Source organism: Parafilimonas sp. (assembly GCF_051953455.1).
Taxonomy (GTDB): domain Bacteria; phylum Bacteroidota; class Bacteroidia; order Chitinophagales; family Chitinophagaceae; genus Parafilimonas.
In genome coordinates this window covers 89,993-102,748 of sequence record NZ_JBQCIT010000008.1, presented here as the reverse complement: position 1 = coordinate 102,748, position 12,756 = coordinate 89,993, and the positions used below count along the sequence as shown (strand labels likewise).

Sequence of the window (12,756 nt, the reverse complement as noted above, 5' to 3'; positions counted from 1 at the left end):
AAGATTTTTTTGCTGCGCTTTTGAAAAAACGGGATATGAAAAAAGTAGAAGGAGGAGAAACCGTCGCAAGTATTTTTTTATCATTTCGATTGCCCTCAGATAATATATCTGCAACAACAAAAGAAACTATGGAATTTGAAGAAAAATTGAACTTTAAAAACTTATGCTGAATATATGCTGGTCTGGTTCCTTAAAATTATACGTACAGGTAAATCCTGAAGCCTGGCATATCTGGTAGATAATAGACAACCCCAGGCCGTGGCTTTCAGATGTGCTATTTTGCTTCGCAAATCTTTTAAACAGGGCATCCTTGTTCAAAGCATGGTTGGCGCCGGTATTTGTGATTGTAAGCCTGCTTTCTACTAGATAAATTAATATGGTTCCCTGTTGAATATTATACTTTGTGGCATTGCTCAAAAGGTTATTCAGTAAAATATCCAGTAAATAAAAATTACCATGGATCATGCAGTTTGAAATACCGCAGTCTATCACAATATTCCTCCCTTTCCACAATTCATCAAACTGGTTTATTTTGCTTTCGAGTAATTCCTTCAGGTCAAAGTCTGCTTTTTCATTGAACTGATTATTTTCAATTTTTGCCAGCAGCAATAAAGATTGACTAAGCTTGCTTAAACCCTGCAGTGCTGTATAGGCATTTTGTATATACTTACTGTCTGCCTCCGAAAAGTTTTCATTTTGAATAAGCATATCAAGCTTTGACCGGATTACTGCAATGGGCGTTTGCATTTCATGGGAAGCATTTTCCGTAAACTCTTTTAATGTTTGATAATCCCGCTGGGCTTTAGTCATCGCATTTGCGGATACCTTATTAAGGTAGTTAAATTCATCAATAGCAGTTTCTTTAAAATGTATTGCCTGTGTTTCACTTAAATTGAAGTTTTGCATGGATTGCAGTGTTTCATAAAAAGGTTGCCATAACCTTCGTAAGACAAACCTGTTTATAAAAAAGGTTGTTATAAGTATAAGCAGGATAAGTGTAATAGTGATAATAATGATGGAGTGGATCAGATCATCTGTACCCGCCAGTGACTTGCTTACACTTACCAGGAACCATCTGCCATTTACATTGACATTAAATTTTATAATCCGTTGAATTTCTTTTTCTTGTTCAGCAGTGCTATAAGCCTCTTTTGTATAAATACTTTTTCCAATAAAAACAGGAGAGGCCACCTGTTCATAGGTTGTATATTGATCCCGTACTTCGATGATGCCCGGCAAATGTTTGTTTCGGGCTACATAAGTAAGTATTTCATTTTTTTCAATCTTCAAATCCTCATCAATCTGGCTGATTACTACGTACCGCAGCAAAACAGCAAATGCAATGCAACCGATCAGAAAAATAATTACCGTAGAGATTACGTTAATGCGGTTATATTTTGTAAACAGCTTCATTGCAGTTTATTTAGACAGGCTGAATTTATACCCCATCCCATATACAGATTTAATATAATCCTGTGTTCCCCGCTGTAACATTTTTCTGCGCAGGTTTTTAATATGGGTATAAATGAAATCATAGTTGTCGGCAAGGTCCATATCGTCGCCCCATAAATGTTCGGCAATTGCGGATTTGCTGATCACTTTGTTTTTATTACTGATAAAATATAATAACAGGTCAAATTCCTTTTTGGTAAGTTCTAATACATTTCCTTCTATAAAAACCTGCCTTGCGTCCAGGTTTATGTTTACTGAATCAAAGCTGATGGTATTATTACCATAAAATGATTTTCTTCGAATGATGGCAGCTACCCTGGCAGCCAATTCCGGAAGATGGAAAGGTTTGGTTAAATAGTCGTCGGCGCCGGACTTCAATCCCAGGAGTTTATCATCCAGTGAATTTTTGGCTGAGATAATGATTACGCCGTCTGTTTTATTATTCGCTTTTAATTCTTTCAATATATCTATCCCGCTTCCACCCGGAATAGTTATATCGAGTATGATACAGGCATAATCATACAAAGAAATTTTTTCCATGGCGGTATTAAAATCGAAGGCGGCCTCGGTAACAAATTTTTCAGTGCCCAGGTAATCACACATACTTGCAGATAATTGCTGCTCATCTTCTATTATTAAAATTTTCATGTCACAGGCTTTTGAGATTACAAAAGTTCAAATCATTTTTAAGTCTTTTCTTAAAAAGCAGATAAAAAAAGCTCAATTGGCTAAGTTAACTTTCGTATCTCCTGCTGTTTGAATTTATTTAAAAATATTCAGGCTTTCATTATACACCGGGCTTTGCATACCCAGGAAATTTAAGACACTGTGAAATACATAATTTTGAGATACTGTTTTTAAAGGCTTGAGCTGTTTAGAATTATCGGACGTCCAAACTATAAAAGGGATCTCATATTGTTCCCTGGGCGCAATGCTTAAAGGCAATCCATGCATGTATAGATTTTTTTCTCCTAACGATTCTCCATGGTCTGACACAAAAATCATTGCACTTTTATACTCTTTTAACTGTTTTAAATCTTCAATTATATTGTGTAAAATATAATCAGTATAAATAATCGTATTGTCATAGGCATTGATCAGTTCCTGATGAGAACAATTTCCCAATTCAACACTATTACAAACGGGTTTAAAAGTCTCAAACGCCGGTGGGTATTTCTTGCTATAGGTGGGCCCATGGCTTGTGCTTGTGTGCAGCACAATTAATATTTTATTTTTTTTACTGGCTAATATTTGCTCCTTCAGGCCAGCCAAAAGAATTTCATCGTAATTACAGTTATCGCCTTTACATGCTGATCTTAAAAAATCTTTGTTTTGATAATTTTGAATGTGAACCGGAGGTTCTCCCCAGTTTGTAGTTCTCCAAACAACTGCTACATTATTTCTATATAAATAATTTGGCAAGATTTCATACAGATCATCGGTACGGGCATGCTCTAAAATACATTTTAGGCCTGCGGTGGTATATGTTGCACAGGAAGTAGCGTCAAAATGAAATACGTTTTGGGTTTTGGAAAGCAGCGGGTTTGTATTTCTGTCATAACCATACAAAGAAAAATTTTGTTTTCTTGCAGACTCTCCTATGACTAAAACAACAACCGATTTTGCGCTGTCTTTTATGGTGGCAGCCGGTAATAAGATTTCTTTTTTATTTTTCTGGTGTTTATGAATATAAAAGAGTGAAGTATTGACCGTATAAGACCAGGGCATTGCAAGACCGCCTAATTGTTTTGAATTTTTATCAATCCATAGCCAATTATCCGCATTGGCAAATACCATAATGATGATAAATAGTAAAGCCGGCAAAGAGGTGAATAAGAATTTTTTCAACGGTACGTTTATTATTTTCACTTTAATTATGTAAATGCCGGGAATGACCCCAAGCAGAATTGTATATATTATCAATTTAACAGAGAAAAAACTGCTGGCTTCTTCATATTTCGTATTAAGTACATTGCCAATCATACTTTCATCTATTATAACATTGTAGGTATTAATAAAGTAGACGGCAATTGCATTGATAATAAAGAATAAGACCAATAAAGATTTTCCAACAAAACGGGAGAGAAAAAATACCAGGTGAAAAGTAAATGCGTTTGCAACTATCATTAAGATAACCAAGCTGGCTATAATAATTACGCCATTCAAACTTTTATAATCAACATGATTAAAGACAAAAGTGTAAAATGGAAGATGAAAGAATAAAAAACTTAAAAAGCTCATCAATAAAGCAAACTGTGTTAAGTTTAAAGTATAAAGCCGCGTTAACTTCAAGCTATTTTTTAGCATACGTATTAATGATTTTATACAGCGAAACAACCAGGCTGGCAAATGATAAATCATAGGTTACCAGGTTTTCATTAAGTATTTTGTTGACTAATGCAATGCCACATACCAGGAGCAATAAAATAAATACCGGATAACTTTTCTTATTATTGACCCAGGTGAAAATTTTATACTGCCGGCTGATAAAGATGCCTGTAATACCCGCAATATATCCAACGATACAGCCTGTAATAACATCAACCGGATAATGTGCCCCTACAGCTACTCTGGTAAAGGCAACTATTAATCCCATAATAATTACGGAAAAGAACCAGATGAACTTATATTCCAACTTTCCGGGCATGAATGCAAACAGCAGGATGGTAAGTATAGTAAAGATTGTAATCGAGTGCCCCGAAGGCAAACTGTTGAACCCGGATAATTTTTTTCCGATGATAATAATACTATTATTATCAAACACTGCTGCAGGCCTTGGTACTACAAATATCGTTTTTAGTGTACTGGAGAGCAGGAAAGAAACCAGCAAACCTGGTATTAAAGATTCCCAGATTTTTGGAGCATACACAATGAGAATGCTTAAAAACGATAAAGAAATTAAAGCGTCTCCAAATTGGGTAAGATTAAACTGGAGGGTTGGATATTGCCCCAGATTATGGTTAATATAATAGAAGCTATCTTTTTGAACCTGTATATATCCATTAACACACAAAGCATCCCGGCTATACAGCAATAAAACAATTGCAGTTAACAAAAATATAGGTATAAAAAAAAGAGATGCGCTGAGCCTTGAATAATTATTAATAACGTTTTTGTTCATCACCTCTTTTTATTTATAGTTTATTATCCTCTTATCGGAAGCAGCAGGGGGTAAACCACATAGAGCAACGGGGATGGAAGCCTGGTGGTTATGTCAAAGCCAAACTGATGTAAGTGCCCTTAAAAGATAAATTGAATTGAAACCGGCATCTTTTTTTGCGCGCAGGGAAAGTAAAATAGCTCTCGTGGAAAATGAATGCTCTAAAGTTGTAAGTAGTGCAGAAATCCCACCTTTGGTAAATTTAGTTAATATCTTCCAGCTACCCATATTTTGCTCATTAAAAACCCGTAAAGTACAAGGGCAATTTTGGAGAAATTTTGAACTTCAAATTATACTATCGGCTGATGGAGGAAAATTGCCCTTCTTCCTGTATGAGCTTCATCGGTATGATTTTTCCGTTTCCTTTATTGCGATAGCTTTACCGTAAGTGCTGCTGAATTGCTTTTAAGGCAGTGTAAATTGATTACAAAAACTCCAAATTATGTTTGTTGCATTAATCGCAGTTGATGGGGTATCACCTCTTCTTCCCTGTACCGCATATGAAGGCCAGGCATGCCCGCCATCTTTTGTAAGGTAAAGTTGAACAAGGGTTTTGCCGTCGCTATCATTCCAACTGCTTACTTCATATTGCTCATACTGTATTTTCACGGGATCTTTCTTACAGTTGTTCCGGGTTACCCAATAGTTAATACCGTCCATTGCGGGTGGAAAATCATAGCCCCCAATACCTATACCTCCGGCGAAAGGCACTTTCGTATCCGGCATAGCGTGGATATGCAGGATGGGAACAATTCCTTGCTTAGACACATCTTTAGGCGCCACCATATCACCGCTTACAATACCCACCGCAGCTATTTTATCAGGCAGTTCAGAAGCAAGCCGGTAAGCCATCATACCCCCGTTCGACATACCGGTTACATACACTTTCTTTTTGTTCACCTTAAAGCGATTGCTAATGTTGTCAATAAGCGTACTGATAAATTTAACATCGTTCACATTGGTGTACATGGCATAATCGCAGCAGCTACCGGCATTCCATGTGCGTATTTGAAACAGGCCTATGCCATCTTGCTTTTCTACCCCATCCGGAAAAATAGTTATAAATCCTTCTTCGTTGCCTTTCTGTTCAAATCCGTATGCTTTCTCAAACTGTTCTGCATTACCGCCTGTACCATGCAACCCTATAACAAGTGGCCGGGCAGTATCCTTTTGGTAATAGTCCTCCGGGAGCTTTACAATGTATGTTCTGCGAATGCCGTCAATAACAACCTGCTCGGCAAAACGAAATTGAGCAGGCTGTGGCTGGGTACTGTCTTTGCCACAAGAGAGAAGCAGCAAGCAAAAAAATGTATTGATGAAATTGATCATAATCTTCATACTATTCTATTTATTGTTGATAAACAACACAAAGAAAATTACAGATGTAAAGACGCAGAAAGATAAACACAGCGAAGCAGGAAAATAAGGGATTGAGGCAGGTTGGTTAGTAATAACAGGAGTAAAAAGCCACTCTTCCCAACAAAAAAATTTAATTATTAATAGCTACAGCAACCTACATGGAATACTCCTTCATAAAGTACAGGAAGGTGGCAAAAATGAACAGTGAAACGGCGCGCCTGAATTACTATGTTGTTGTTGGATAAAAGACCAGTTGTGCTACCAATGTGGTTTTCCTGCCTGCCGCAGCCTGTTAAGGCTAGAAACTCCATTTTATTCTAACATACGCCTGGTGCGATATTGCCTGAAATGTATCTTGTACATCGGAGAAGAAAGATTGCCATATTAGGTCTATATCAAGATTAGTGGCAATATTGTATTGCAGCATAGGAAAGAGGATAAGCAGGTTGGTACCTGGCGCATACACTGTACTAAAAGTTGCGCTAAACAAAGGTGTAAACTGCTTTGAGGTAGTAATTATCACATTCCATTTAGTGGGCATCGGATGCTCAGGAGAAAATTTTAAATTTATTTCATTCCAGTTATTTACCGGTTTGTTTAAACCATGTCCTGCGATTAAGAATCCAACATTTACATACCACCCATTCTTAAACATATAATCCATTTGCGTAGAAATATTTGCAATGGAAGCCGTGTCTTTTGGTAAAATAAAGTATTGCATCTCACCTTTGAAACCTACATTGTTGATACTTCCGGCCCAACCTGCCCCTATTGTAGAATAGTCTCTGTACCATCCAGTAATTATTTGCATATCATAACCCCACTTATTAAGTGAATAGCGCAGCGCAGCAACAGAGCCATTGTTATTTCCTGTATAGGTATAAGCTGCTTCTATATTCGAGAAACTATTGAATAAATACTGCAGCTTTGCACCATCTGCACCGGGACGTTCCTCATAATCAAAATCGAGGAAGTTATAGGTATTGAAAATATCATTAGGGTTCCAGGTTGTTGTCACACCCCAGTTAATACGCTGCCGGCCTACACGCACATTCCATTTGGTGGTATAATAATTAACATACAAACGCTCCACATTGGTATGCATAACGAATGAGCGAGTGTTAATCCAGGCCCTTTGTAAATTCAACCATTCATTGCTATTCCTGAGTAAGGATGCATAGCTGGTAACAGACCTGACTTCACTGCCCCAGATCAGACGGTTACGAAGTTCTGCAACAGCAGTCAATTTATCAGAAGGCTTCCACTTTAAATTAAGCCGGTTATGGAATAGAACGCTGTAAGTATTTTCTTTAAAACTTTTATTGAATACGAATGTCTCCAGGTTCTTAATATAGCCATTCCATTCCAGTTTCTTTTCCGCTTCTTTCTTTTCTACCCCTACAGAATCTTGTGAAAAATTGAAACAGGGAATCAGCAAACATGATATAACCAGTAGTTTTTTTAACATGTTGGCGACATTTGGTTATGCGCTACATTAACATCAACGACTGCTGTATCAGACGCCACTTTTCCATCCACCAGCGTAATCACCCTTCTTGCCCGCTCAATCACTCTTGGATCATGCGTAGAGAACAAAAAGGTCATATTTTCTTCTGCATTCAGTTTAGCCATGATGTCTAATAAATTAGCGGCTGACTGGCTATCCAGGTTGGCGGTAGGTTCATCTGCCAGTACAAACTGTGGCATAGAAGCTAATGCCCGCGCTATTGCCACCCGCTGTTGCTGTCCACCTGATAGTTTTGCCGGCCGTACGTTCATCTTGTCTTCAAGCCCTATTTGCTTAAATAGCTGCGCCACTCTCTTCTCTCTTTCATCCTTTTTATCTCCCTGCAATTGCATAATGAATTCGGCGTTTTCTTTTGCGGTAAGCACTGGAATCAAATTGAACGACTGGAAAACAAAACCAATGTTCTTTAACCGGAAATTGATTAATCGGTTGGCCGAAAGCTTAGTTATATCTACATCATTGATAATGATATTTCCTTCAGTAGGTTTATCTAATCCGCCAATCATATTAAGAAGTGTAGTTTTTCCAGAACCAGAGGGCCCCACCAATGCTGTAAACTCACCCTTTTCTATATGCAGGTGCACATTGTTGACCGCATACACCGGTATAGCGTCCGGGTTATATACTTTGCTTACATTGTGTGCATCTATAACAGTGGCGTTCATAAATAAGTTTTTAATTTAAGTGATACAACAAACAGGTCATCTTCTCAAGGCGTCTGCGGGTTGTAGCCGCAATGCTTTGATAGTGGGGAACACAGCTGCCAGCAATGCGGTTAATATTACAATTATTAGTATAGTTAAAATCTTTTCAAAAGGAAACTCCGGATAAATCACACTCTCAAATCCGAAGCTGGACATAGCCTCCTTTGAATACCTGGATATATTAATTCCATTCTTAGAGAAATATTCGGTACCTACCCACGCCATTGCAAATCCAAGTGGTGTTCCCGCCAGGGTTAGAAAAATAGTTTCGCATAAGATCAGTGCCGTTAATTTCAACTTATTCATGCCGAGCGCTGTTATCATTCCTATTTCTCTGGTGCGCTCCAAAACTGCCATCAGCATAGTATTAATAATGCCAAAGGCGAGTGCCATCATGATAATTACTACTACGATATACATATATTGGTTGGAGGATACTACCATCAGTTCCGTTTCCGGAGAAATTTCACTCCAGCTTTCTATCAGTAATGAAGGGAATTGCTTTTGGAGCTTTTCCTTTACTGTCTGCAGCTGCTCATCCTGTTTTAAGATAATAGCAATTTCATGAAAACGATCATCTACCCCCAGCAATCCGTTTAGATCCTTCTGCTGCACAAATACATTACGTTCATCCAGCGGTGTATTAATTGTTTGATAAATGCCTGCAACCCGAAAAGCAGCGGAGCTAATAGCATTTTTTCTGTCAGTAAAAGTGAGTACCACCTTATTGTTTAATTTGATCTTTAGTTTATCTGATAGCTTTTTGCTTATCAATACCTGGTTATGTTTGCCGGTATCAAATGCATTGCCCTCTATTATTTTTTTGTCAAGTTGTGATACTGCATTTTCACTTAACGGGAATATGCCATTAATCTGTACGCCGGAACTGCCGGTGGCAGTTGCCAGCATGCCTTGTGTAATGCTCCTTGTAGTAAAGTATTTTATTTCGGGTAATTGATTTAAAAATCCCTGTAAGTGTTCTTTATCTGCAATAGTATAATCAGCATTGTAGTCCATTTTAAATGCCGGGTTATGAATTTGTAAATGGCCGATTTCGCGGTTTATTACGGTTTGCACTCTTGCACGCAGCATGCCTTTGTACAAGGCGAGTACCGCCACACCGGCAAAAAAGCCAATGGCTACTGATAACATGATTATCAGGCTCCGCATTTTATTGCGCCAAATGTTTCGCCATGCCATTATTAAAATCATAATAGTTTGTTTTATCTCCTCATAGCTGTTACAGGATCCAGGCGAATAGTGGTGTAAACAGGATATAGTGATAATACCAATCCTATGATTAAAACAATTATGCCTTGTGTTACAAATATGTTCGTGTCGGTAGAGGTTGGCCAGATGGCCTCGAAACCAAATCGCTCATATACCTTCGCTGTGTTTCCTGAAAATTTAATGGGATGCTTTTGCAAGTAATAAACAATAGGAACGCTGGTTAATAAACCCAGTATACAACCTGAGAGTACGGTAAGTAAAGACTCAATTAACAGCAAAAAGATGAGTTTTATTTTCTTCATCCCAATGGCAACAAGCATCCCCATTTCATATTTACGTTCCACCATCATCATGATAAATGTGCCAAAAATGCCAAACGAAACCAGTATATATAAGATGCCCTGAATGATCTTCATATTCGCAGTGTCTGTTTTCATGTGTTGCAATACTTCAGGCATAATCTCCTCCCACGTCATTACTTCATAACCATCGCCAACTGTTGATCTTAACCTGTTAGCGGTTGTATTTAATATGGACGGATTCTTCAAGGAGAGCACGCAGGTAGTTATCATGCTATCGGCACCATATAACTCCTGCGCCAGCAGTAATGGCATATATAATACTTTATCGTTCAGTTCAGGCGATCCAAATTTTAGAATACCACCTATTTGGTATTTACCGGCAGCGGTGGCGCCATGATAACCTTGCCCGATCAATACAATTGTATCGTTCAGCTGCAATTGCAGCCGCTGTGCTAAGCCACTACCTATCAGTACTGATTTATCTGAGGAATGGAAGTAACGCCCTTCTGTTACTTTATTTTTTAGTTGCGTAATGCTGTTTTCCCGCTCAGGATCAACGCCCATCACCATACAACCTTTGGTAATATCCCGGGAAGAGGCTAAAGCAAAAGACTCCAATCTTGGAGCAAACCCATTGATGTTACTGTCTTGTAACAGCTGCTGCTGGACTGTTTTTGTTAATTGAAAGCTGTTGTCTAATACCTGCTCATTCCAATAACCATTGCTGTGCACCTGGATATAACCACTATAAAAACTCACCATGTTTTTAATAAGGTTATCAAAAACCCCTTTCCATAAACTGCTGGTAAGCACGGACAGAATAACCGCAAAAAATATAGCAGCTATGGTAATGACTGTGCGGCTTTTATTTCGCCATATATTCTTCCAGGCAAGCGCAATTATCCACATAGTACATCAATTAACAGTTTTCATTTTATCAGCGGTAAAAAAAACATCTTCAATTGGCCGGTTATATAAAACGGATTTATAAACCATTTCAGTCTTCTGATGTTGCTTATCTGCTGGTATCATTTCAAAATGAGTAGGTATCAGTCGTTGATCCATCACTTTTACATCATAGGCATTCATAGTGTTGACGAGCTTTCCATCTTCATCGTAAAACCTTGTATGTAGTTCCAGGTAATCTACCTTATCAATGCAAACAATGAGCTTACCCCACACTACTGCCGCTTCAGGTTTAGGCAGAAGCTGCAGGATATAACAGCTCCTGTTATCTATAACCGTATCCCCGATAATACTATGGTTGTAATCATTCACTATCGAAGATTCTTTTACCAGGTCATCATTGGTAAAATCAGTACCCATCCATGACTGACTCATCATAGAGGGTGGCAGTTTGATTGTTCGTTCCAGACTCGGCATCCAGTTCCACACTTCTTTCTTTCGTTTTAAAAAAACAATGCCCTTGTCCTTAGCCGGAGCTTGTATGAGTATCATGGCAAGATCAGCACCTTTCATCCATGCCTTTACACTCATCTCTCTCGACCATGTTGGACGAACTGTTCTAATAGTCATCTCTACCTGCGAGGTATTGCCTCTGAACTTTTCATCTGCTTTTTTAATAATGGCCATTGCATCCTGCGCATGCAGGTTGAGTATGCAGCAAAAACTACAGGTGAATAACAGGAGAAGCAGCTTCATGCGTCTGAAGATTAGTCCTTCCCGAATGTAGTGACAGGAAGAACAAAAAAGGATGACGATAATTACTGAATAAAGTGACAGCGGTCAATTCAACCAACAAAACTTACAGCACATAAGATCCATTCAATAACCTAACAACTTTGAAATCCTAAACCATAAGCATGTAGCAGTACTGCAGCAAATTGTAGAATGGTTTGGGACAGCCATTAATCACCATCACAACTGATCGCTGTCATTGCCCTGCTTTAGTAAATATTATAATTTGAAAAGAAAATAAAACAATGAAAAAAATATTACTTCTCAGTGGAATTTGTTTGGCCATTGCTGTTTTTTCCTGTAATCAATCCGGCTCAAAAAACAAAGAAAAGTCAACAGCCGCCGCAGATAAATCACACGACTCGCTACTGGTACTTGCCCAGGCTTTCTTCAAACCATTGCCGGCGGTTGCTGAAAACAATGTAAACCCGCTAACAGTGGAAAAAGTGCACTTGGGAAAGGTGTTGTTTTATGATCCCCGCCTGTCGAAAGATGGTGATATAAGCTGTAATTCCTGTCACAACTTGTCCACCTCCGGCGTGGATAACGAACCCACTTCTACCGGCGAAAAGGGACAAAAAGGAACCCGCAACTCGCCCACTGTTTTTAATGCCGCTTTGCAAAATATGCAGTTTTGGGATGGAAGGGCAAAGGACGTGGAAGAACAGGCAGGCATGCCGATTTTGAATCCGGTTGAAATGGCCATTCCGCACAAAGACTTCCTGGTAAACAGACTGGCCGGAGTACCATTATACCAGGACCTGTTTAAAAGTGCATTCCCACAGGAGGCTCAACCAATCACTTACGACAACCTGCAAAAAGCAATTGGCGCCTTCGAACGCACCCTGCTCACTCCTTCCCGTTTTGACAAATACATGCAAGGCGACCAGCGTGCATTGACAGCGCAAGAGAAAGAAGGACTAAGCGTTTTTATAAATACAGGCTGTCCAACGTGCCACCACGGTGTAGCCATTGGTGGTGCCACGTTGCAACGGTTTGGTCTTGTAACAGATTATCGCACCCTCACTAAAAGCAGAATAGATGACGAAGGCAGAGAAGCAGTTACAAAGAACCCTGCGGATAAAGACGTTTTTAAAGTACCGACACTGCGCAATGTTACCGCCACCTTTCCTTACTTTCACAGTGGCAGTGTTTTCAACCTTGATTCAGCGGTTCGCATTATGGGAAAGGCACAGTTGAATAAAGACTTGTCGAAGCAACAGATTGAGCAGATCATTGCTTTTCTAAACACGTTAACAGGCGATATCAATCCTGCAGCTAAAACGGTTCCTGCAGAGCTTACAAAAAAATAGCGGATGAACC

General features: G+C 38.9%; 12 protein-coding genes. 2 read left to right on the top strand and 10 right to left on the bottom strand.

Annotation, left to right across the window (positions count from 1 at the left end; genetic code table 11):
* Window positions 1-35: 35 nt before the first annotated feature.
* Window positions 36-170 carry a hypothetical protein gene (locus tag ACTHN6_RS02560; RefSeq protein ID WP_440434144.1) on the top strand — a complete coding sequence of 45 codons (135 nt, stop codon included), beginning with the start codon at window positions 36-38 and terminating at the stop codon, window positions 168-170.
* Here the strand turns inward: ACTHN6_RS02560 and ACTHN6_RS02555 are convergent.
* From ACTHN6_RS02555 to ACTHN6_RS02510, 10 genes are all read right to left on the bottom strand, one after another.
* On the bottom strand, window positions 154-1,413 hold the full coding sequence (locus ACTHN6_RS02555) for a type IX secretion system histidine kinase PorY (RefSeq protein WP_440434143.1): 1,260 nt from the start codon (window positions 1,411-1,413) through the stop codon (window positions 154-156). The genes ACTHN6_RS02560 and ACTHN6_RS02555 overlap by 17 nt on opposite strands.
* A gap of 6 nt (window positions 1,414-1,419) precedes the next feature.
* Complete coding sequence (locus ACTHN6_RS02550) at window positions 1,420-2,100, bottom strand: response regulator transcription factor (protein WP_440434142.1); 681 nt, start codon at window positions 2,098-2,100, stop codon at window positions 1,420-1,422.
* A gap of 114 nt (window positions 2,101-2,214) precedes the next feature.
* Window positions 2,215-3,744, bottom strand: a complete 1,530-nt coding sequence (eptA, locus tag ACTHN6_RS02545) for a phosphoethanolamine--lipid A transferase EptA (RefSeq protein WP_440434141.1) — start codon at window positions 3,742-3,744, stop codon at window positions 2,215-2,217.
* Between the two features lies 1 nt (window position 3,745).
* Window positions 3,746-4,573 carry a phosphatase PAP2 family protein gene (locus ACTHN6_RS02540; protein ID WP_440434140.1) on the bottom strand — a complete coding sequence of 276 codons (828 nt, stop codon included), beginning with the start codon at window positions 4,571-4,573 and terminating at the stop codon, window positions 3,746-3,748.
* A gap of 444 nt (window positions 4,574-5,017) precedes the next feature.
* Window positions 5,018-5,950 (bottom strand): alpha/beta hydrolase family esterase, encoded by a 933-nt coding sequence (locus ACTHN6_RS02535; protein ID WP_440434139.1) that lies wholly within the window; start codon window positions 5,948-5,950, stop codon window positions 5,018-5,020.
* A gap of 319 nt (window positions 5,951-6,269) precedes the next feature.
* Window positions 6,270-7,439 carry a hypothetical protein gene (locus ACTHN6_RS02530; RefSeq protein WP_440434138.1) on the bottom strand — a complete coding sequence of 390 codons (1,170 nt, stop codon included), beginning with the start codon at window positions 7,437-7,439 and terminating at the stop codon, window positions 6,270-6,272.
* On the bottom strand, window positions 7,433-8,164 hold the full coding sequence (locus tag ACTHN6_RS02525; RefSeq protein ID WP_440434137.1) for an ABC transporter ATP-binding protein: 732 nt from the start codon (window positions 8,162-8,164) through the stop codon (window positions 7,433-7,435). Before ACTHN6_RS02525 ends, ACTHN6_RS02530 begins: the two co-directional genes overlap by 7 nt.
* 36 nt (window positions 8,165-8,200) lie before the next feature.
* A complete protein-coding gene (locus ACTHN6_RS02520) occupies window positions 8,201-9,415 on the bottom strand; it encodes an ABC transporter permease (RefSeq protein ID WP_440434136.1) in 1,215 nt (404 codons plus the stop codon).
* Window positions 9,416-9,426: 11 nt separating this feature from the next.
* Entirely contained in the window at window positions 9,427-10,644 is a 1,218-nt protein-coding gene (locus ACTHN6_RS02515; RefSeq protein ID WP_440434135.1) for an ABC transporter permease, read from the bottom strand.
* Between the two features lie 6 nt (window positions 10,645-10,650).
* A complete protein-coding gene (locus tag ACTHN6_RS02510) occupies window positions 10,651-11,397 on the bottom strand; it encodes an outer membrane lipoprotein-sorting protein (RefSeq protein WP_440434134.1) in 747 nt (248 codons plus the stop codon).
* A gap of 281 nt (window positions 11,398-11,678) precedes the next feature.
* On the opposite strand from ACTHN6_RS02510, the gene ACTHN6_RS02505 reads away from it, so the two are divergent.
* Entirely contained in the window at window positions 11,679-12,746 is a 1,068-nt protein-coding gene (locus ACTHN6_RS02505; protein ID WP_440434133.1) for a cytochrome-c peroxidase, read from the top strand.
* The last annotated feature ends 10 nt before the right edge of the window (window positions 12,747-12,756 follow it).